Source organism: Tsukamurella pseudospumae, from assembly GCF_001575195.1.
GTDB lineage: Bacteria > Actinomycetota > Actinomycetes > Mycobacteriales > Mycobacteriaceae > Tsukamurella > Tsukamurella pseudospumae.
On the sequence record NZ_LSRF01000058.1, the window covers coordinates 573,621 to 593,104 of the forward strand.

22 protein-coding genes are annotated in these 19,484 nt (G+C 71.1%); 19 read left to right on the forward strand and 3 right to left on the reverse strand.

What is annotated here, in order from left to right; all coding sequences use genetic code 11:
- Positions 1-17: 17 nt before the first annotated feature.
- A complete protein-coding gene (locus AXK60_RS21170) occupies positions 18-743 on the forward strand; it encodes a FadR/GntR family transcriptional regulator (RefSeq protein ID WP_068574216.1) in 726 nt (241 codons plus the stop codon).
- Entirely contained in the window at positions 740-1,426 is a 687-nt protein-coding gene (locus tag AXK60_RS21175; protein ID WP_068574218.1) for a sterol desaturase family protein, read from the forward strand. Before AXK60_RS21170 ends, AXK60_RS21175 begins: the two co-directional genes overlap by 4 nt.
- Here AXK60_RS21175 and AXK60_RS21180 read toward each other — a convergent pair.
- Positions 1,423-2,238, reverse strand: coding sequence for a DUF3109 family protein (locus AXK60_RS21180; protein WP_068575279.1), 816 nt, complete (start codon positions 2,236-2,238; stop codon positions 1,423-1,425). The genes AXK60_RS21175 and AXK60_RS21180 overlap by 4 nt on opposite strands.
- 48 nt (positions 2,239-2,286) lie before the next feature.
- Here AXK60_RS21180 and AXK60_RS21185 point away from each other — a divergent pair, with 48 nt between their 5' ends.
- From AXK60_RS21185 to AXK60_RS27185, 10 genes are all read left to right on the forward strand, one after another.
- On the forward strand, positions 2,287-3,246 hold the full coding sequence (locus tag AXK60_RS21185; RefSeq protein ID WP_068574219.1) for a Ppx/GppA family phosphatase: 960 nt from the start codon (positions 2,287-2,289) through the stop codon (positions 3,244-3,246).
- Positions 3,247-3,407: 161 nt separating this feature from the next.
- Positions 3,408-4,490 (forward strand): hypothetical protein, encoded by a 1,083-nt coding sequence (locus AXK60_RS21190; protein ID WP_068574221.1) that lies wholly within the window; start codon positions 3,408-3,410, stop codon positions 4,488-4,490.
- A gap of 14 nt (positions 4,491-4,504) precedes the next feature.
- Positions 4,505-5,350, forward strand: coding sequence for a sugar phosphate isomerase/epimerase family protein (locus AXK60_RS21195; protein ID WP_068574223.1), 846 nt, complete (start codon positions 4,505-4,507; stop codon positions 5,348-5,350).
- Positions 5,351-5,390: 40 nt separating this feature from the next.
- A complete protein-coding gene (locus AXK60_RS21200) occupies positions 5,391-6,215 on the forward strand; it encodes a thioesterase family protein (protein WP_068982559.1) in 825 nt (274 codons plus the stop codon).
- Between the two features lie 29 nt (positions 6,216-6,244).
- Positions 6,245-7,054 (forward strand): pyrroline-5-carboxylate reductase, encoded by an 810-nt coding sequence (proC, locus tag AXK60_RS21205; protein ID WP_068574226.1) that lies wholly within the window; start codon positions 6,245-6,247, stop codon positions 7,052-7,054.
- Positions 7,055-7,182: 128 nt separating this feature from the next.
- Positions 7,183-7,428 carry a helix-turn-helix domain-containing protein gene (locus AXK60_RS21210; RefSeq protein WP_068574228.1) on the forward strand — a complete coding sequence of 82 codons (246 nt, stop codon included), beginning with the start codon at positions 7,183-7,185 and terminating at the stop codon, positions 7,426-7,428.
- A gap of 161 nt (positions 7,429-7,589) precedes the next feature.
- Positions 7,590-7,691 carry a 30S ribosomal protein bS22 gene (locus AXK60_RS25970; RefSeq protein ID WP_003402602.1) on the forward strand — a complete coding sequence of 34 codons (102 nt, stop codon included), beginning with the start codon at positions 7,590-7,592 and terminating at the stop codon, positions 7,689-7,691.
- A gap of 75 nt (positions 7,692-7,766) precedes the next feature.
- The gene (locus tag AXK60_RS21215; protein ID WP_068574230.1) at positions 7,767-8,858 is read left to right on the forward strand and encodes an NAD-dependent epimerase/dehydratase family protein; all 1,092 of its coding nucleotides are present in this window, start codon (positions 7,767-7,769) and stop codon (positions 8,856-8,858) included.
- Positions 8,855-9,925: a lysophospholipid acyltransferase family protein gene (locus AXK60_RS21220; protein ID WP_068574232.1), complete on the forward strand. Its 1,071-nt coding sequence runs from the start codon at positions 8,855-8,857 to the stop codon at positions 9,923-9,925. Before AXK60_RS21215 ends, AXK60_RS21220 begins: the two co-directional genes overlap by 4 nt.
- Positions 9,926-10,159: 234 nt before the next feature.
- Positions 10,160-11,083 (forward strand): hypothetical protein, encoded by a 924-nt coding sequence (locus tag AXK60_RS27185; protein ID WP_156485646.1) that lies wholly within the window; start codon positions 10,160-10,162, stop codon positions 11,081-11,083.
- Between the two features lie 108 nt (positions 11,084-11,191).
- Here the strand turns inward: AXK60_RS27185 and AXK60_RS21230 are convergent, their stop codons facing one another.
- Positions 11,192-12,079, reverse strand: coding sequence for an HAD family hydrolase (locus AXK60_RS21230; protein ID WP_068575280.1), 888 nt, complete (start codon positions 12,077-12,079; stop codon positions 11,192-11,194).
- Positions 12,080-12,201: 122 nt separating this feature from the next.
- Between AXK60_RS21230 and AXK60_RS21235 the strand changes: the two genes are divergently transcribed.
- From AXK60_RS21235 to AXK60_RS27195, 7 genes are all read left to right on the forward strand, one after another.
- Positions 12,202-12,444 carry a glutaredoxin family protein gene (locus AXK60_RS21235; RefSeq protein ID WP_068574237.1) on the forward strand — a complete coding sequence of 81 codons (243 nt, stop codon included), beginning with the start codon at positions 12,202-12,204 and terminating at the stop codon, positions 12,442-12,444.
- A gap of 207 nt (positions 12,445-12,651) precedes the next feature.
- A complete protein-coding gene (locus AXK60_RS21240; protein ID WP_068574239.1) occupies positions 12,652-13,989 on the forward strand; it encodes a glutamyl-tRNA reductase in 1,338 nt (445 codons plus the stop codon).
- On the forward strand, positions 13,982-14,956 hold the full coding sequence (hemC, locus tag AXK60_RS21245; protein ID WP_068574241.1) for a hydroxymethylbilane synthase: 975 nt from the start codon (positions 13,982-13,984) through the stop codon (positions 14,954-14,956). The genes AXK60_RS21240 and hemC overlap by 8 nt, the downstream gene beginning before the upstream one ends.
- Before the next feature lie 26 nt (positions 14,957-14,982).
- Positions 14,983-16,704, forward strand: a complete 1,722-nt coding sequence (locus AXK60_RS21250) for a bifunctional uroporphyrinogen-III C-methyltransferase/uroporphyrinogen-III synthase (RefSeq protein WP_210733372.1) — start codon at positions 14,983-14,985, stop codon at positions 16,702-16,704.
- A 21-nt stretch (positions 16,705-16,725) separates the two neighbouring features.
- Positions 16,726-17,718, forward strand: a complete 993-nt coding sequence (gene hemB / locus AXK60_RS21255) for a porphobilinogen synthase (protein ID WP_068574243.1) — start codon at positions 16,726-16,728, stop codon at positions 17,716-17,718.
- Between the two features lie 55 nt (positions 17,719-17,773).
- The gene (locus AXK60_RS27190; RefSeq protein WP_168544326.1) at positions 17,774-18,355 is read left to right on the forward strand and encodes a hypothetical protein; all 582 of its coding nucleotides are present in this window, start codon (positions 17,774-17,776) and stop codon (positions 18,353-18,355) included.
- Positions 18,352-18,840 carry a DUF3093 family protein gene (locus AXK60_RS27195; protein WP_068574247.1) on the forward strand — a complete coding sequence of 163 codons (489 nt, stop codon included), beginning with the start codon at positions 18,352-18,354 and terminating at the stop codon, positions 18,838-18,840. The genes AXK60_RS27190 and AXK60_RS27195 overlap by 4 nt, the downstream gene beginning before the upstream one ends.
- Here AXK60_RS27195 and AXK60_RS21270 read toward each other — a convergent pair.
- Complete coding sequence (locus AXK60_RS21270; RefSeq protein WP_068982591.1) at positions 18,824-19,396, reverse strand: TetR/AcrR family transcriptional regulator; 573 nt, start codon at positions 19,394-19,396, stop codon at positions 18,824-18,826. The two genes, AXK60_RS27195 and AXK60_RS21270, sit on opposite strands and share 17 nt — an antisense overlap.
- Positions 19,397-19,484 lie beyond the last annotated feature (88 nt).

Sequence of the window (19,484 nt, forward strand, 5' to 3'; positions counted from 1 at the left end):
GACGTTACTGTTCCGGCATGGAACTGAGTGCGGTAACCCGGCGGTCGGCCGCCGACGAGGTGCACGATCAGCTGCTGAACCAGCTGGTCAGCGGGTCGGCGCCCGTCGGCTCGCGGCTGCCCAGCGAGCGCAAGCTGGCGGAGGCGCTCGGCGTCTCGCGGCCCGTCGTTCGGGAGGCGATCGCGCGCCTCGCGACGTCCGGGCACGTCGAGGTCCGGCAGGGCGACGGGGCGATCGTCAATGACGTGACCCGCACGGGCGGGCTCGACCTGCTGCCGCACCTGCTCGTCGCCGCGCCCGACGGTGCCGTCGTCGATCCGTCCGTGGTGCGCAGCGTGCTCGAGGTGCGCGAGTACCTCGGGCCGTGGATCGCGGAGAAGGCGGCGGCCCGCGCCGCGGACGCCCTGGCGGAGCCGCTCACGACAGCGCTGGCGGCGATCGAGGCCGCCCCGAACGGACCGGCGCAGCAGGCCGCGGCCCTCGTCTACTGGGACCACCTCGTCCGCGGCGCCGATTCGATCGCGATGTCGCTCATCTTCAACGGCATGCGACGCGTCTACGAGCCGATGCTCGGCGTCGTCGCCGACGCCGTCGCCGCGGCCGAACCCGCGGACCGGTACCGCGCGCTCAGCGCCGCCGTGCTCGACGGCGACGCCACCGCCGCCCGCGCGGCCGCGCGGGCCGTTCTCGGCGGCGCGACGGACGTCCTCGGCGGATTCCTCGATGAGATGGAGCAGTCATGACCACCACCGATCGCGCGGCCCGCCGCGGCGTCACCCTCGGCTCCGCCGCCCGCGAATTCCTGCGCCATCCGACGCCCTGGATGATCCTGGTGTTCCTCGCCGGAACCCTCGCAGCCCGGGTGCTCGTCGGCGAGGGAGGGCTGTCGGACCTGTGGGCCCCGCTGGTCTTCGCCGCGCTGTTCCCGTTCCTGGAGTGGGTGATCCACGTCTTCGTGCTGCACTGGCGGCCGCGCACCGTCGGGCCGCTCACGATCGACACCCTGCTCGCGCGCGATCACCGCCGGCACCACGCCGCTCCCCGCGATGTCGATCTGGTGTTCATCCCCACTCGGGCGCTGCCCTGGGTGATAGCGGGCCTCGGCCTCGCCGCGCCGCTGGGCGTGGGCGCGCTGATCGGCGCGCCGCTGCACGCGACCCTCACCTTCATGCTGGTCGAGGCTGTCTTCCTGCTCGGCTACGAGTGGACGCACTACCTCGTCCACACCGACTACAAGCCGCGGAGCCGCGCCTACAAGGCCGTCTGGCGCAGCCATCGCCTGCACCACTTCAAGAACGAGCACTACTGGTTCTCCGTCACCACGTCGGGCACGTCCGACCGGGTGCTGGGGACCTACCCGGACCCCGCCACCGTCGAGACGAGTCCGACGGCCAAGAACCTGCACGGCCTGGACGGGCTCGCTTAGAGCTCCACGTACTTCATGTCGTAGCTCTGCCGCTCCGTCGCGGCCGCGGTGGCCGGGTGCACGGCGACGAGGGAGTCCTTGCGCGCCGCGCACTCCCGCGCCAGCGCCGCATAGGCCTGCTCGCCGAGCAGCTCGGTCAGCTCCGGTGCGTAGCTCTGCCACACCTGCTGCGCCCCGACGTGCGCTTCGGGCGAGCCGGTGCAGTACCACTGCAGGTCGAGTCCGCCTGCGCCCCAACCCCGCCGGTCGTACTCGCCGATCGTGGTGCGCAGGATCTGCTCGCCGTCCGGCCGCTCGACCCACTCCTGCGTGCGCCGGACCGGAAGCTGCCAGCAGACATCGGGTTTGACGGTGAGCGGTTCCACCCCGGTGCGCAGCGCCATCGCGTGCAAGGCGCAGCCCTGCCCGCCCGCGAACCCGGGGCGGTTGAGGAAGATGCAGGCGCCGTCGTACCTGCGCGTCCGGATCGCGGGCTCGTCGTCGAGGTCGTCCTCCTCGAGGTATCCCTTCTTGCCCAGGCCCTTCGACCGGAACTGCCAGTCGGCGTCCGTGAGCTTCGCGACGGCCTTCTTGAGCCGCTTCCGGTCGCCGGAGTCGGACAGGAACGCGCCGTGGCTGCAGCAGCCGTCGGTCTCCCGGCCCGGCTCGATGCCGTGGCACGAGTCGGTGCCGAACATGCACGTCCAGTGCGAGAGCAGCCACGTGAGGTCCGCCGCGATGAGGTGGTTCGGATCGGCGGGATCGGGGAACTCGAGCCACTCGCGCGGGAAGTCCAGCGGTACTTCCGGAACGGGCCGCCGCAGGCCGGGCATGGGAAGGTCGGTCACGGTGCCCACGGTAGTCGGGTCTAGATTGGCATCGTGAGATTGGGAGTACTCGACATCGGGTCCAATACGGTGCACCTGTTGGTGGTCGACGCCCACTGGGGTGCACATCCGACTCCGATGAGCTCGACCAAGGCCACGCTGCGGCTGGCCGAGAAGATCGAGCCGAGCGGCCGCCTCAGCCAGGCGGGCGAGGACGCGCTGGTCTCGTCCGTCTCCGAGTTCACCAACATCGCCACGAGCTCGGGCTGCGCGCAGGTGATGGCCTTCGCCACCTCCGCGGTGCGCGACGCCAGCAACACCGACAGCGTCCTCGCCCACGTCAAGGCCGAGAGCGGCGTCGACGTCGAGGTGCTCTCGGGCGCCGACGAGTCCCGCCTCACCGCCCTCGCGGTGCGCCGCTGGTACGGCTGGAGCGTCGGCCGCGTGCTCAACATCGACATCGGCGGCGGCTCGCTGGAGATGAGCAACGGTGTCGACGAGGAGCCCGATGTCGCGCTGTCGCTGCCCCTGGGCGCGGGGCGCGTCACCCGCGAGTGGCTGCCGGAGGACCCGCCCGGCCGTCGCCGCGTGAGCATGCTGCGCGACTGGCTCGACGCCGAGATCGCCCCCGGTGCGGAGCGCCTGCTCGCGGCCGGCACCCCGGACATGGTCGCGGGCACGTCGAAGACGATGCGGACGCTCGCGCGCCTGACGGGGGCCGCACCCTCGTCCGCCGGACCTCGGGTCAAGCGCACGCTCACCGCGAGCAGCCTGCGCCAGCTCATCGGGTTCATCAGCCGGATGACGGCCGCCGACCGGAAGGAGCTCGAAGGGCTCAGCTCCGATCGCGCGGGGCAGATCGTGGCCGGGGCACTGGTGGCCGAGGCGGCGATGCGCTCGCTGAACGTCGAGGCGCTCGACATCTGCCCGTGGGCGTTGCGCGAGGGCGTGATCCTCCGTTATCTGGATACGCAGGCGGGTTTCACACCGGAACACGGCGGTAAAGTCCAGTAAATGCTGTGAGTAAGATGGTAGATCGCCGCGCGCGCCGTCGTGGTCGCGGTGCGGTGAAGAAGTAGGATCTGCGACAGACCAGATTGGCGTGTGTGGCGGTTGTGACAACACCGGCGTACGCGCGGCCCACGGGGCCGACGAACCACAGGACGGTGACGTGCATGAGCGAGGAGCGAAGGATTTCGCTGGCGGAGCTGCTCGCCAGGGAAGGCGGCGCCCCGGCGGCGTCGGGTGGTCGCCGTCGGCGCCACCGCGGCGGGGAGAACTCCGTCACCGTCGCCGAGCTGACGGGGGAGATCCCCGTCGTCCGCGACGACGAGCCCGCCCCGCAGGCCGCTGAGACCCCACAGGCTGTGCAGTCCGACGGTGCGCCGCAGGACGCCGAGTCGCACGCCGTCGATGCGCAGGTCGTCGAGGAGGTCCACGCCGCCCCGGCGCAGGTCGTCGAGGAGCCCGCCGAGCCCGAGCCCGAGCCCGCGGCTGAGGCCGCGCAGAGCGAGGACGAGCCGATCACGTCGTCGTTCCTGGCGGCCGCCGTCGGCGAGGCCCGTGCCGAGGAGGCGCCGGCGGAGCCCGCGGCGCAGGACCTCGCGGACGGGGTCGAGGGCGTCGACGTCGTGCACCACACCGACGAGGGGCATGCCGAGGAGAACTTCGCGTGGTCGCGCTGGGATCAGGCCGAGGCCCCGATCATGGCGACCGCCGATTTCAACACCGCCCAGGTCCGTGAGCGGCAGGCCCGGTTCGCGGAGATCGAGACGGACGACACCGTCGACGTGGCCCCCGTGACGGACGTCCCGGAGTCCGCGGACGGCGAGGGTGCGGCACCGTCGGTCCCGGACACCGGACGGATGAGCGTCGAGCAGATCGATGAGGCCCGCGCCGCGCTCGGCGCCGAGGGGACCTCGGACTTCCTCGCGAAGTCCACGGACCACGAGGACGACGCCGAGAAGGCGACATCGACCGGGGCGGGTCGCGGTTGGCTCGTACTCGCGGCGGAGGTCGTGCTCGGCATCGCCGCCGGCGCCGGCCTGTTCTTCGGCTTCTTCAAGCTGTGGAACTGGGGCGGCGGCATGCCGACCATCGCGCTGACGGTCGTGCTGGCCTTCATCGTGATCATCGGCATCGTGACCTTCACGCACTTCCTGCGGAAGACCACCGACTACCTGACGCTGGGTCTGGCCCTCCTCGTGGGCCTGGTGATCACGTTCGGCCCGCTGCTGATGGCGCTCGGCGCGAACTGAGTACCCTCGGCCACGTGAGCGGTATCGCGGTCGGCCTGTCGACCGCCTCGGTCTACCCCGAGAAGCTCGAGGACGCGTTCCGGTACGCCGCCGAGGTCGGCTACGACGGCGTCGAGCTCATGATCTGGCACGAGACGGCCAGCCAGGACATCGCGAACGTGGCGGGGCTGTCCATGCGCTACGACGTGCCGGTGCTGTCCGTCCACGCCCCCTGTCTGCTCATCAGCCAGCGGGTGTGGGGATCGGATCCCCTGGCCAAGCTCGGCAGGGCCGTCACGGCCGCGGAGGACCTCGGGGCGGACACCGTCGTCGTGCACCCGCCGTTCCGGTGGCAGCGGCGCTACGCGGAGAACTTCGTCGACCTGGTGAGCGAGCTCGAGGACGGCAGCGACGTGGCCGTCGCCGTGGAGAACATGTTCCCGCTCCGGTTCGACGTCCTCCGTCGCGGCGAGTCCGTCGAGCGGCTCAAGCGGCGCGGTAACCCGGGCACGGCGGTCTCGGCCTTCGCGCCGTCGATCGACCCGACCGACGTGGGCTACACGAACTACACCCTGGACCTCTCGCACACCGCGACCGCGGGCGTCGATGCGCTCGCGCTCATGGACCGCATGGGCGACGGCCTGCGTCACCTGCATCTCACCGACGGGCTCGGCGCCGCCGTCGACGAGCACCTCGTGCCCGGTCACGGCACCCAGCCGGCCGCCGAGGTGTGCCGCCGGCTCGCCGCGTCCGGCTTCGACGGCCACGTGATCCTCGAGATCGCGACCGGCTCGGCGAAGACGCCCGGGGAGCGACGTGCGATGCTCACGGAGGCGCTGGAATTCGCGCGGGAGCATCTGCGCGTCGCCCCGGCCGCCTGACTCCCCGGATCCTCCGGGGCGTCCCGGTAAGGAGCGCAGGATGGCTTTGTTCGCGGACCTCGTGTCGGTCACGGCGGCCCCGGGCGGTTACACCGCCGAGATCGACCCCACCTGGTCGGTGGGCAAGAAGGTGCACGGGGGCGCGCTGCTCGCGGTGCTCGCGTCGGCGGCGCAGGCCGCCTACCGCGACGGCGACGACGATGCCGACCCCGCTGTCGCGCCCGTGGTCATCTCGGCCGAGTACCTCGGCGCGCCCGACCCGGGCACCGTCGAACTGCGCACCCGGGTGAGCAAGCGGGGCCGCACCACCTCCGTCGTGAACGTCGAGGCCGTGCAGGGCGACCGCGTGTACGTCCAGGCCGCGGTCACGCTGGCGCAGCGCGACGAGGGCGAGGAGCGCTACCGCGAGCCGAACCCCCTCGACGACATGCCCGCGACTCCGTCCGACGACGCCCTCGACTGGGATCCCGAGCACCCCGCGGCCAAGGTCTTCAAGGTCGGACGGGTCGCGGAGGTCCGCTACGTCGCGTCGACGCTGCCGGTGATCGAGGGCCGCACCGGCCCCGCTGAGACCCGCGGCTGGGTGCGCCTGCGCGAGGAGCCGCTGTCGGGCCTGTTCGCCCTGCTCGCCACCGACATCTCGCTGCCCGTCGTGGCGAACCTCGGCGGCGTCGGGTGGGCGCCCACGCTCACGCTGACGGCGTCGGTGCGTCGCGAGCCGGCCCAGGGCTGGCTGCGCTTCCGGGCGTCCGCGCCCGTCGTCGGGCAGCGCTGGTTCGAGGAGGACCACCTGCTGGTCGACGAGTCCGGGCAGGTCGTCGCGACCTCCCGGCAGCTGGCGATGATGCCGGTCTCGAACCGCTGACCGACCACTACGACTCCTGGAGGAACGACATGAATGAGAACATCGCGCTGATCGGCGGCGGGCGGATCGGGGAGGCGCTGCTGGGCGGCCTCGTCGCCGCGGGGCACGAGCCCGGATCGCTGACGGTGGCCGAGCCCCACGCGGGCCGCGCCGGCGAGCTGTCCGAGCGGTACGGGGTCCGTGCAGTCGGCACCATCGGGGAGGCGGTCGACGGTGCCGGGCTCGTTGTGATCGCCGTCAAGCCCGATGTGGTGTCGGCGATCCTGCCCGACGTCGCGGCCGGGTTGCGGGACGGCGCCGTCGTGGCCTCCGTGGCCGCCGGCGTGCCCACCGCGGCCTATGAAGCGGTCCTGCCGGCGGGGACCCCCGTCGTGCGGATCATGCCGAACACGGCGATGCTCGTCGGCAAGTCGATGAGCGGTGTCTCCGGCGGGCGGGATGCGACGGAGACGCACGTGTCGCTGGTCCGGTCGGTGATGGAGGCCGTCGGCGAGGTGCTGGTGGTGCCGGAATCGAAGCTGGACGCGCTCACCGCTCTGTCGGGCTCCGGACCCGCGTACGCCTTCCTCGTCGCCGAGGCGATGATCGACGCGGGAGTGGATCTGGGGCTGACCCGGGACCAGGCCACGACCCTCGCCACGCACACCATCGCGGGCGCAGGTGCACTAATGGTTGAGACTTCTCCGTCACCCACCGAGCTCCGGGCGGCGGTGACTTCCCCGGGCGGTACGACGGCGGCGGCGATCCGCGAGCTGGAGAAAAATGGCCTTCGACCTGCGTTTTACGCGGCGACTCGGGCCTGTGCCGAGCGATCGGCCGAGCTCGGGCGCCTCGGGTAGAAGCTTTGGTTAGCTCACTCCCGTCGCATTATTCCCATTGGTACCGCTAAGCTGCTCGAAGCACGTGCGTGTCAGGTCCGCCGGAGGGGAAGCCGGCGGCGCGACACGTGCCGGAGGTTAGGGAATTCATGGCGTCTGCAAACAAGAACAGCAAGCCCGCCGAGATCGGTGCCGGAGCTCAGGCTCCCCAGGCAGCCGGCTCGTCGTTCCTGACGGTGGCGGAGGTCGCCACCCTCATGCGGGTGTCGAAGATGACGGTCTACCGCCTGGTGCACAACGGGGAGCTCCCCGCGGTGCGCGTGGGTAGGTCCTTCCGTGTGCACGAGAAGGCCGTGCACGACTACCTGCAGACCTCGTTCTTCGACGCGGGCTAGGCTCCGCCGAAGGGCGTCAGCGGTGAACGTGGCCCGGGTGGATTTCGCGTGGGCCACTGCGCCGGGTAAAGTAGAAGCCTGCTGCGTGGACGCGGGGGCTCTTTCCGTACCCGGCCGCCGCGCACGATCATGGCAATTCGATAGAGAGACGTGAGGAACCCATGGGTTCAGTGATCAAGAAGCGCCGCAAGCGCATGTCGAAGAAGAAGCACCGCAAGCTGCTCCGCCGCACCCGGGTGCAGCGTAGGAAACTCGGCAAGTAGGCCTTCTGGTCACACTTTCATGAGAGCTCGCCCAGGATCTGGGCGGGCTTTCGTGTTTCCGGTTACCCTTCAGTAATGAGTGAGTCGGCCGTCAATGCGCCGCGCGTCGTCATGGTGACGGGCGCGTCCACGTTCGTGGGCGGCTATCTCGTGCGCCGGCTCGCCCAGCGGCCGGACATCGAGCGCGTGATCGGGGTCGACGCGGTGCCGCCGACCAAGGCGCTGCACCGGCGGATGGAGCCCGCGGAGTTCATCCGCGTCGACTACCGCAGCCACATCTTCGGCAAGATCATGGCGACCAACGAGGTGGACACGGTGGTCCACTGCTCCACCTCGGTCACCGACAACCACTTCCCGTCGGCGTCCACGAAGGACGCGATCGTGTTCGGCTCGATGCGGGTGTTCGCGGCCTGCCAGAAGTCGGAGACGGTCAAGCGGGTCGTCATGCGTTCCTCGACCCAGGTGTACGGCTCCCGGTCGCGCAACCCGGCGCTGGTCACCGAGGATCTGGTCGGCGGGGCCGCGGCGAGCGGTCACCCGCGTGACCTGCTCGACGCGGAGACCTACGCCCGCAGCATGGCCCGCCGTCGTACCGACATCGACCTGACGGTGCTGCGGCTCGCCCCCATCCTCGGCCCCAACATCGAGACCCTGCTCGGCTCACTGTTCGAGCGGCCCGTGGTGCCCTCGATCATCGGCCGCGACGCCAGGCTGCAGCTGCTGCACCAGGACGACGCGCTGGGCGCGCTGGAGCACGCCGTGGTCGCGGGTAGGGCGGGCACGTTCAACATCGCCGGCGACGGTGCCATCTCCATGTCGCAGGCCATCCGCCTGTCGGGCCGGATGCCGCTGCCGGTGATCAAACCCGCCTTCGGGCCCGCTGTCGCCGTGATCCGCGGCAGGGGCCGCACCCCCACGGACAAGGTGCAGCTCGCCTACCTCAGCTTCGGCAACGCCTTCGACACCACGCGCATGCGGCAGGACCTCGGCTTCGCGCCGCGGTTCACCACGCGCCAGGTCATGGAGGACGTCGCCCGCCACGGCCCGGCAGAACCTACAATCGGTGTGGAGTCGATCGTGGGTGTCGAGCAACGGGTCGCGGCCCTCGCTCGACGGTTCGCGGGAATCGGCTCTTCAGGACGGCACGGCTGGACGGTAGATCTATGACCAACCCATCAGGCTCACAGCACGCGAAGGTGCTGCAGTTGCCCGTGTCCATCGACACCGCCGCTCGCTCCGAAGGGCGCGAGCGGGCGCAGCAGCGGCACCCGTCCGCGCTCACCGGCACCCCGGCACCGTCGGCCCCGCGCCGCGAGGCCACGGTGCACGCCCTCAACCCCGACTACCTGGCCGCGGCACAGCCCGCCGAGCCCGGTCCGGGCTGGCGCGAGCGCGCCGTGGAATCGGTGGTCGACGGTGCCGCCTTCGTCCGCGAGCGTCTCACCGGCGACTACGACATCGATCCTTTCGGTTTCGATCCGCACCTCACCGACGCGGTGTTCCTGCCGGCGCTGCGTCCGATGTACGACAAGTGGTTCCGCGTGGACACCACGGGTGCCGAGAACCTGCCCCGTGAGGGCGGCGCGCTGCTGGTGGCGAACCATTCCGGCGTGATCCCGCTGGACGGGCTGATGTCGGCCGTCGCGGTGCACGACAACCATCCGGACCAGCGTCACCTACGCCTGTTGGCGGCGGACCTGGCCTTCGAGTACCCGTTCATCGGCGAGGTCGCGCGCAAGATGGGCGCCACCGTCGCCTGCAACGCCGACGCGGAGGCACTGCTCACCCGGGGCGAGCTCGTGGCGGTGTGGCCCGAAGGGTTCAAGGGCATCGGCAAGCTCTACCGCGACCGGTACAAACTGCAGCGCTTCGGGCGCGGCGGCTTCGTGACGGCCGCGATCCGCGCGCAGGTCCCGATCATCCCCGTGTCGATCGTGGGCGCCGAGGAGATCTACCCGATGCTGGCGGACGTGAAGCCCGTCGCGCGTCTGCTTGGCCTGCCCTACGCGCCGATCACGCCGCTGTTCCCGTGGCTCGGTCCGCTCGGCATGGTCCCGCTACCGTCGAAGTGGCACATCGAGTTCGGTGAGCCGATCGCGACGGACCGCTTCACCGAAGCCGACGCGGACGACCCCATGGTGGTCTTCGAGCTCACCGACAACGTGCGCGAGACCATCCAGCAGTCGCTGTACCGCATCCTCGCGCGCCGGAAGAACATCTTCCAGGACTTCTAGGGGTGCCGGGAGGCCGCCGCTGCGCGGCCCCGACGGTGCCTTCTCCGCTCCGGCGCCCGACTTCCGCGGCGGACCGCGGTCCACCGATCGGTCTTGACTCTGCATAACGCTGCAACGCTATGAAGAGTCAAGACCGATAGCGGCAGATCCGGGAACAGGGGAACCGCACCCGGATTCGCGCGCGTACGCGACAATGCAGCGGACGGCGTGGGGGCGTCGGTCAGGGGGATGAGCATGTCGGAGGACACGTCCGCACAACACCGCCATCGGAAGGAACTGTTGGCAGTCGGTGCGACGGATCGCCAGATCCGGGTATGGCAACGCGAGCAGAAGATGACGCGGGTGTGGCGCGGTGTCTACCACCTCGGTGGGAGGCTGCTGCCGTGGGAGGAATTGCGGCTCAGCGCGATCGCCGCCGCGCAGAGATCGAGCGACGCGACGGTGCTCAGCCATGAGGCGGCGGCCGCGGTGCACGGGATGGGGACACTGAACTCCGATTGGCGCACCGTCGATTTCACGGCGGACGGCGTCCGCGGTGGAACGAAGCGGGGGCGCCGCAGGCTGCACGTCCGACGACTGGACGCGGAGGACGTCGTCGTGGTCGACGGGGTGACGGTCACGTCGATCGCGCGAACGGCGCTCGACCTCGCGCTGGCCGGTGATTTCGTCGCGGCCGTCTGTGCGCTGGATGCGGCGTTGCGGTTGGGCGTCTCGCGGGAGGAGCTGGAGGCGGCGATCGGCAGGCTCGGTCGGCGGCGGGGGATCGCCAATCTGCTTGCCGCACTGGCCGAGGCGTCGCCGCTGTCGGAGTCCGTCGGCGAGTCCCGCAGCCGGGCGCTGATGCTCAAATGGCCCGAGATCCCGCGCCCGGAGTTGCAGCGGGAGTTCTTCAACGAAGCGGGTGCGCTCGAGGCGCGGGTCGACTTCCTGTGGGCCGAGCGCGTGGTCGGCGAGTTCGACGGCAAGGGGAAGCAGGGGAAGGGGTTCACCTCGGAGCAGCGGATCCAACGCGACAGCCTGCTCATGGGGCGGAAGCTGTACCCGACGCACTGGGACTGGGACGACTGCGAGGAACCCGACCGCCTCCGGAACAAGCTGCGCGACGCTCTCGAGCCCTTCGACCTGCTCCTCGACGGATCTTCCCGCTATCGGTCTTGATTCTGCATAACGCTGCAGCGTTATGAAGAATCAGAACTGATCGGTGGACCGCGGTCCGCCCCGCAAGACGGCCGCCCAGGCCGGGCGGCACCGTCGACCCGGACGTCGCTAGTCGTCGCTGAAGTGCTTGATCAGCGCGGCTGCGCCGCCGATGGCGACGCCGACGCCGATGGCGGTCGGGACGCCGATCTTGGCGGCCTTGCGGCCGGTGCGGTAGTCGCGGATCTCCCAGCCCCGCACCCGCGCGACATCGCGCAGGTCGGAATCCGGATTGATGGCGACGGCGGTGCCGACCAGGGAGAGCATCGGCACGTCGTTGTGGGAATCGCTGTAGGCGGTGCAGCGCTTGAGGTTCAGGCCCTCGCGGATCGCCAGCGAGCGGACTGCGTGGGCCTTGCCGAGGCCGTGCAGGATGTCGCCCACGAGCTTGCCGGTGAAGATCCCGTCCTGCGACTCCGCCACGGTACCGAGCGCGCCGGTGAGGCCGAGCCGGTCCGCGATCGTCTGCGCCAGCTCGACCGGGGTGGCGGTGACGAGCCAGACCTGCTGGCCGGCGTCGAGGTGCATCTGCGCCAGCGCGCGGGTACCGGGCCAGATCTTGTCGGCGATGATCTCGTCGTAGATCTCCTCGCCGACGGCCTTGAGCTCCTCCGTGGACCGGCCGGCGATGAAGGACAGCGCCTTCTCGCGCCCCGCGGCCACGTCCTCGCTGTTCTCCTTGCCGGTGAGCCGGAACTTGGCCTGCGCCCACACGGCCGACGCGAGGTCGGAGTAGCTGAAGTAGTTGCGCGCGGCCAGGCCACGGGCGAAGTGCACGATCGACGCGCCCTGAACCATCGTGTTGTCGACGTCGAAGAAGGCGGCGGCCGTCAGATCCGGCGGCACCGTACCGTCCTCGCGGCCCTCCTTCTCGAGCAGCAGCGAGTGTGCGGCATCGGCGCTCGCTTCGCCCGCCGCACTCTGCCGACGTTCGTCAGCGCTGGCCTGGTCGGACAAGGGCACCTCCCGCGTTGCGTGGTCTCGTCCAACCTTATATCCCGCGGGCCTGGGGTGCGGGCAGGCCCGGGAAGGCGGCCCGCATCGGTGCCACCGCGCTCCGCACCCGGCACACTGAGCACATGGCTGTCATCACACTCCTCACCCGTGAGGGCTGCGGCATGTGCGCCCGCGCGCACGACGAGCTCACCGCGCTCCGCGCCGAGGTGCCCTTCGACTACGAGCAGGTGGACGTCGACGCGCCGGGCAACACGGAGCTGCGCGGTGAGTACGGCGACATGCTGCCGGTGGTACTGCTCGATGGTTCCACGCACAGCTATTGGGAGGTGGACGTCCGCAGGCTGCGCGCGGATCTGGCCACCTGAGTGGTCCGCGGCTGTTCGAAGTGGACGTCGCGCACCTGAGAGCCGATATCCTGGGCTGAACGACCCTCGCGGGCGACCCCTCGTCACCTGCACGGGTGAGGTCGGGCTGGGCGCGTTTTCCCATTTCAGGGGATGCGGGGTACCGTGCCTGTACGGGAAACTACCGACTGTAGTTGCCCGCAGATGATCTTCGAAGGAGCAGCGAGGGTGTCGGTTCTGCTGTTCGGCGCGTCGCACCGCAGCGCGCCGGTGTCGGTGCTGGAGAAACTGGCCATCACCGAGACCGATCGTCCCAAGGTGTTGGCGCAGCTCATGGAGTCGCCCCACATCGACGAGGTCATGGTGGTCACCACCTGCAACCGGATCGAGATCTACGCCGTCGTCGAGGCCTTCCACCCCGCGCTCGAAGCGGTGTCGGACGTGCTCTCCGCCCGCTCCGGCCTCTCCATCAACGAGCTCAGCAAGCACGCCTTCGTCCGCTACTCCGAGGCCGCGGTCCAGCACCTGTTCTCGGTGGCCAGTGGCCTCGACTCGATGGTCGTGGGCGAGCAGCAGATCCTCGGCCAGATCCGTGGCGCGTACGCCGCGTCCGACGAGAACCAGGTCGCGGGCCGGGTCGTGCACGACCTCGCACAGCGCGCGCTGCACGTCGGCAAGCGCGTGCACACCGATACCGGTATCGACAAGGCCGGCGCCTCCGTCGTCTCCGTCGCGCTCGACCGTGCGCAGTCGGTCCTCGGCGCACAGGGCGGCTCGCTGCGGCGCGCCGTCGTGGTCGGCGCCGGCGCAATGGGCGGCCTCGCCGTCGCGCATCTGGCGCGGGCGGGCGTCGCCGATGTCACCGTCGCCAACCGCACGGAGGAGAAGGCGGGCCGCCTCGCGCAGGCCGCTCTCGACGCCGGGGTCGACGGTGCGCGGTCCGTCCCGATGGAGGGCATCGTCGAGGCGCTCGCCGACGCCGACGTCCTCATCGCCTGCACCGGCGCGGTCGGCAGCGTGGTCAGTCTCGCGGACGTGCACTCCGCCCTCGCGCAGCGCACCGTCGACAGTGATCTGGTGGTCTGTGATCTCGGCCTGCCGCGCGACGTGGACCCCGCCGTCGTCGGGCTGCCGGGCGTCACCGTCATCGACATCGACGCGCTCTCCCGCGAGCCCGGCACGCAGGCGGCCGCCGAGGACGCCGAGAAGGCGCGTGGGATCGTCTCCGACGAGCTGGCCGAGTACCTCTCGGCCCAGCGGTCCGCCGAGGTCACTCCGACCGTCACGGCGCTGCGTCGCCGCGCCGCCGAGGTCGTGGAGGCCGAGCTGCTGCGCCTCGACTCACGGCTGCCGGGCCTGGAGGGCACGGATCGGGACGAGGTGGCGCAGACGGTGCGCCGCGTCGTCGACAAGCTCCTGCACGCCCCGACGGTGCGCGTCAAACAGCTCGCGGCGACGCCGGGCGGCGACTCCTACGCGCAGGCGCTGCGCGAGCTCTTCGAACTCAAGCCGGGCGCCACGGGCGTCGTCTCAGCAACCGAAGGATCCGAAGACCGAAGTGTCTGAACCGGCCACGCAATCCGTCCCTGATTCCACTCCCGCCACCCCGCCCGGCCCTATCCGCATCGGCACCCGAGGCTCGCTGCTCGCGACCACGCAGGCCGGCACGGTGCGCGACGCCCTGATCGCGCAGGGGCACCCCGCCGAGCTGGTCATCGTGGCCACGCCCGGCGATCTGAGCTCCGATCCGGTCGAGAAGATCGGCGTCGGCGTGTTCACCTCCGCGCTGCGTGACGCCCTGGCCGCCGGCGAGGTGGACGTGGCCGTGCACTCGTACAAGGACCTGCCCACCGCGCCCGACGATCGGCTCTCGCTGGCCGCCGTGCCGACTCGGGAGGACTCCCGGGACGCCCTCGTGGCGCGCGACGGACTCGTCCTGGGGGAGCTGCCGGCGGGCTCCGTGGTGGGCACCTCGAGCCCGCGGCGAGCCACACAGCTTACTGCACTGGGTCTGGGTTTGGAAATCCGCCCCCTACGAGGCAACCTTGACTCTCGGTTACGCAAAGTAGCGGACGGTGAACTCGACGCGATCGTGGTCGCCCTCGCCGGACTCAAGCGGATCGGTCGCCACAACGAGGTGACGGAAGCGCTCGACCCGGTGCAGATGCTGCCCGCGCCCGCTCAGGGCGCACTCGCAGTGGAGTGCCGACGCGACGATGCGGAACTGCATTCCGTGCTCTCCGGCCTGGACGATCCGGTCACGCGCGCGGCGGTCTCCGCCGAGCGTGCCCTCCTCGCCGAGCTGGAAGCCGGGTGTACCGCGCCTGTCGGTGCGATCGCGGAGGTCGTCGAGTCCCTCGACGACGACGGTCGGATCTTCGAGGAGCTGTCATTGCGGGGCGTCGCCCTCGCGGCGGACGGCTCCGACTCGGTCCGGGCCTCCGTGGTCGGTCCGGTGGGCGACGCCGACGCGTTGGGCATCGCGTTGGCACGGGAGCTGCTCGACCTGGGCGCACGCGACCTGCTCGCGTAGCACCCGCAACTACTGGGAGCCGATACATGAGCCGCATTGCACAGACCGCGAAGGCCGACACGGCAGCCGACACCGACGCGGTGTCCACCCGCGCCGCCGCGAAGGCGAACAAGCCGGCCCGGGGCCGCGCGACGGTGCCGGGGCGCATCACCTTCGTGGGTTCCGGCCCGGGCGATCCGGGTCTGCTCACCCTGCGTGCAGAGCAGACTATCGCGGGCGCCCGGACGGTCTTCACCGACCCCGACGTTCCGCAGACCGTCCTCGACATCGTGGGGTCCGCCCTGCCCGTCGAGCCGATCGACACCGAGGAGGACGGCGCCGACACGGCCTCCGCCTCCGCGGCGAAGGGCCGCAAGAGCGAGCCCGCGTTCCGCAACCCCGCCTCCGTCGCGCCCGCGCTCGGCGAGCCGGCCGAGGTGGCCAAGACGCTGCTCGCGCAGGCCCGTCACGGGCACGACGTCGTGCGTCTGGTCGCGGGCGACCCGCTGTCCTCGGACGCGGTGCTGGCCGAGGTCAACGCCGTCGCCCGGACGCAGATCGCCTTCGAGATCGTCCCGGGCCTCGCACCCGCGACCGCCGTCCCCACCTACGCCGGAATGGCGCTGGGCTCGGCGCACACCGAGGCCGACGTGCGCGGCGAGGTCGACTGGGCGGCGCTGGCCGCGGCACCGTCGCCCCTGGTCCTGAGCGCGACCGCCGAGCACCTGGCCGACACCGCCTCCGCGCTGGTCGAGAACGGCCTCGCGCCGCAGACCCCGGTGGCCGTGACGGCGCACGGCTCGACCTGCAAGCAGAAGACCGTCGAGGCGACTCTCGCGACGCTCAACGAGGCCGGCGCCGGACTACCGGGCCCGCTCGTGGTCACCGTCGGCAAGGTCGTGGGCCAGCGGAGCAAGCTCTCCTGGTGGGAGTCGCGCGCGCTGTACGGCTGGACCGTGCTCGTGCCCCGCACCAAGGACCAGGCCGCCGAGATGTCGAACCGGCTGCGCAGCCACGGGTCGATCCCGATGGAGGTCCCGACCATCGCGGTCGAGCCGCCCCGCAGCCCCGCCCAGATGGAGCGCGCGGTCAAGGGCCTCGTCGACGGTCGCTACCAGTGGGTGGTCTTCACCTCCACGAACGCCGTGCGCGCCGTGTGGGAGAAGTTCATCGAGTTCGGTCTGGACGCCCGTGCCTTCTCCGGCGTGAAGATCGCCTGTGTCGGCGAGCAGACCGCCGCGAAGGTCCGCGCCTTCGGCATCGAGCCCGAGCTGATCCCCACCGGTGAGCAGTCCAGCCTGGGCATGCTCGAGGTCTTCCCGCCCTTCGACGACGTCTTCGACCCGGTCAACCGGGTCCTGCTGCCCCGCGCCGACATCGCCACCGAGACCCTCGCCGAGGGCCTGCGCGACCGCGGCTGGGAGATCGACGACGTGACCGCGTACCGCACGGTGCGGGCCGCGCCGCCCCCGGCCTCGACCCGCGAGATGATCAAGACCGGCGACTTCGACGCGGTCTGCTTCACCTCGAGCTCGACGGTGCGGAACCTGGTCGGCATCGCCGGCAAGCCGCACGCCCGCACCATCGTCGCGTGCATCGGCCCGAAGACGGCCGAGACCGCGATCGAGTTCGGTCTGCGGGTGGACGTGCAGCCCGAGACCGCGTCGGTCGAGGACCTGGTCGAGGCGCTGGCCGCACACGCGTCCCGGCTCCGCGCCGAGGGTGCCCTGCCCCCGCCGCGGAAGAAGCCGCGCCGCTCGCGCTCCTGACCGTCAAGTAGGCTGGGAGACATGACGTTCCCCCACGTGCGGCCGCGCCGGCTGCGCACCACGCCCGCCGTCCGGCGGCTCGTCGCCGAGGTCTCGGTGGAGCCCCGGCAGCTCGTGCTGCCGATGTTCGTGCGCGACGGGATCGACGCTCCGGCGCCGATCTCGTCGATGCCGGGCGTCGTCCAGCACACCGTCGACTCGCTGCGTGCCGCGGCCGAGGAGGCGGTCCGGGCCGGGGTCGGCGGGATCATGCTGTTCGGGGTCCCCGACGATGCCGACAAGGACGCCGAGGGCAGCGTCGCGTGGCAGCCCGACGGGGTGCTGAACCGGGGCCTGCGCGCCCTGCGCGAGGATCTCGGCGACGCGACGGTGATCATGGCCGACACGTGCCTGGACGAGTTCACCGCGCACGGTCACTGCGGGGTGCTCGACGGTGCCGGGCGGGTGGACAACGACGCCACCCTGGAGCGCTACGCGCTGATGGCGGTGGCGCAGGCCGACGCCGGGGCGCACATGCTGGGGCCGTCGGGGATGATGGACGGCCAGATCGGCGTGATCCGGTCCGCGCTGGATTCCGTGGGCCACCAGGACGTCTCGATCCTCGCGTACACCGCGAAGTACGCCTCCCCGTTCTACGGTCCGTTCCGCGAGGCGGTCGGCTCGTCGCTGGTGGGGGACCGTCGGACGTACCAGCAGGACGCGGCGAACCGGCGGGAGTCGTTGCGCGAGTTGGAACTCGACCTCGCCGAGGGTGCCGACCTGGTCATGGTCAAGCCCGCGATGAGCTACCTGGACGTGCTGGCCGACGTCGCCGCCGCTTCCCCGGTTCCCGTTGCGGCGTACCAGATCTCGGGGGAGTACTCGATGATCACGGCGGCCGCGCAGAACGGCTGGATCGACCGTGACGCCGCGATCCGCGAGTCGCTGCTGTCGATCCGCCGCGCGGGCGCGGACATCGTCCTGACCTACTGGGCCACCGAGGCCGCGGGGTGGATCGCGAGGGGAACGTGGTGACCGTGAGCCGCCTGCACGGCGCTCCGGCACCTGGTCGGGCAGAGGGAGCGCAGTGGTGAACATGCAGCACCAGGGTCCCGTCTGGCCCGGTCCCGGGCCGCAGCCGCCCACGTGGCCCGCGCCGCCGCCCGCACCCGCGCCGCCGCGCGGTCCCCGGCCCGACGACGTGAAGCTGTCCGTGCAGCTGTGGATCTTCGTGGTCCTCGCGTCGGTGGTGTCCCAGGTGGCGAAGGCGGTCATCGGCCGCGGCTCCGACGCGGTGCGCGAGGAGTTCGCGGCGATGCAGAAGGGCGACGGCACCTTCGCGAAGATCAACCGCGAGCAGTACAAGACCTTCGAGCAGTTCGACAACAGCGTGTTCCTGTTCGCGCTCGTGGCAGTGGCCTTCGGCGTGATCGTGGTCGGGCTGCTGGTGTTCTTCCTGTGGCGGGGCCAGGGGTGGTCCCGCGTGGTACTGCAGTTCGTCGCGGCGTTCGTACTGGTGCAGGGCGTGCTGGGGTTCTTCTCCGGCGAGGCGGAGATCGCGGTGCCGGCGATCCTGGCGGCGATCGCGGTGGTCGGCGCGATGATCACGGCGAACAGCCGGGACGCGCTGGAGTACTTCAATCCGGGCACGATCGCGGGGGCACGCCGGTGAGCGACTCCGTCCCCCGGTACGCCGAGCGCGGCCTCTCCCGTGTCTGGCTGCTCCTGGTCCCGCTGGCGACGGTCGCGATGATCGTGACCCAGTGGCTGCTCGCCGGTCGCACCTCGGAGTGGTGGATCTGGCTGCTGTTGGGCCTGGCCACGCAGGGGTTCGTCTGGATGCAGGTCACCGCCGGCCGCACCCACGTGTCCGTCGAGCTGACGGAACACGAGCTGCGGTGCGGCGAGGAGAGCGTCCCCGTCACCGAGATCGGGCGGATCCTCCCCGGGAAGGCTCCGGACCACCCGAAGAGGGCCGCGCCGGAGGATTTTCCCGCGTGGACCTCGGCCCGGCCGATGGGCCGCCTCAGTCAGATTCCGCGCCGCAGGTACGGCGTGGGGCTGCAGCTCACGGACGGTTCGACGGTGCAGGCCTGGGCCCGCAACGACTACGCGCTGCGTGCGTCCCTCGAGCCCCTGCTCACGAAGGCGGGATGAGCCCGCCGGCGGCCCGGCTGATCTGATCGGCCGCCCGGTCGACGGGGCCGCGCGGCCCCAGTAGGTGGCTGACGGTCAGGCGGACGAAGACCTCGACGGCACCGTCGGGCACCCGGGCGGGGAGTGCCTGCGCGACCGCGGCGATGGCCCGGTCGAGCACGGCCGACGGGTCCGTGGTGAGCAGGGGGAGCAGGTCGGCGTCGCCGCGGTCGCCGGCCAGGATGGACTTGAGCAGCGCGTTGTCCGCACCGTACTCGAGTGCGAAGGTCGCGGCGGCCGCGAATCCGGCGGGGAGGTCGCGGGGGTGCTCACCGAGCCGCGCGACGACGCCGGCGAGGTAGCCGTCCGTCTCCCGGGCGATGAGCGCGCGGGCCACCTCGTCGCGGGCGCCGACGGCCTTGTAGAGCGCCGTGCGGCTGACCCCCACCCGCTTGGCGATGAGCGACATGTTCACCGCGCCCCAGCCCTCGTCGTGGACCAGATCGCGGGTGGCGTCCAGCGCGCGGTCGCGTAGCAGCTGCTTGACCTCGGTCTGGAAGCTCGCGGGGGCACTCATGTCGCCAGCGTACATCTAGTCGAAGTCTGTGCGCATGGTTGACAGATCAGCCTGATGTGTAATCAAATGGAACACGACAGTGATTCAT

Bases quoted from the DNA above. Each gene is read 5' to 3' on its own strand.
- AXK60_RS21215 (WP_068574230.1), top strand. From the start codon at position 7,767: ATGAGTGAGTCGGCCGTCAATGCGCCGCGCGTCGTCATGGTGACGGGC.
- AXK60_RS21170 (WP_068574216.1), top strand. From the start codon at position 18: ATGGAACTGAGTGCGGTAACCCGGCGGTCGGCCGCCGACGAGGTGCAC.
- hemB (WP_068574243.1), top strand. From the start codon at position 16,726: ATGACGTTCCCCCACGTGCGGCCGCGCCGGCTGCGCACCACGCCCGCC.
- AXK60_RS21270 (WP_068982591.1), bottom strand. From the start codon at position 19,396: ATGAGTGCCCCCGCGAGCTTCCAGACCGAGGTCAAGCAGCTGCTACGC.
- AXK60_RS27185 (WP_156485646.1), top strand. From the start codon at position 10,160: ATGTCGGAGGACACGTCCGCACAACACCGCCATCGGAAGGAACTGTTG.
- AXK60_RS21210 (WP_068574228.1), top strand. From the start codon at position 7,183: ATGGCGTCTGCAAACAAGAACAGCAAGCCCGCCGAGATCGGTGCCGGA.
- AXK60_RS21200 (WP_068982559.1), top strand. From the start codon at position 5,391: ATGGCTTTGTTCGCGGACCTCGTGTCGGTCACGGCGGCCCCGGGCGGT.
- AXK60_RS21175 (WP_068574218.1), top strand. From the start codon at position 740: ATGACCACCACCGATCGCGCGGCCCGCCGCGGCGTCACCCTCGGCTCC.
- AXK60_RS25970 (WP_003402602.1), top strand. From the start codon at position 7,590: ATGGGTTCAGTGATCAAGAAGCGCCGCAAGCGCATGTCGAAGAAGAAG.
- AXK60_RS21235 (WP_068574237.1), top strand. From the start codon at position 12,202: ATGGCTGTCATCACACTCCTCACCCGTGAGGGCTGCGGCATGTGCGCC.
- AXK60_RS21220 (WP_068574232.1), top strand. From the start codon at position 8,855: ATGACCAACCCATCAGGCTCACAGCACGCGAAGGTGCTGCAGTTGCCC.
- AXK60_RS21180 (WP_068575279.1), bottom strand. From the start codon at position 2,238: ATGCCCGGCCTGCGGCGGCCCGTTCCGGAAGTACCGCTGGACTTCCCG.
- AXK60_RS21250 (WP_210733372.1), top strand. From the start codon at position 14,983: ATGAGCCGCATTGCACAGACCGCGAAGGCCGACACGGCAGCCGACACC.
- proC (WP_068574226.1), top strand. From the start codon at position 6,245: ATGAATGAGAACATCGCGCTGATCGGCGGCGGGCGGATCGGGGAGGCG.
- AXK60_RS21190 (WP_068574221.1), top strand. From the start codon at position 3,408: ATGAGCGAGGAGCGAAGGATTTCGCTGGCGGAGCTGCTCGCCAGGGAA.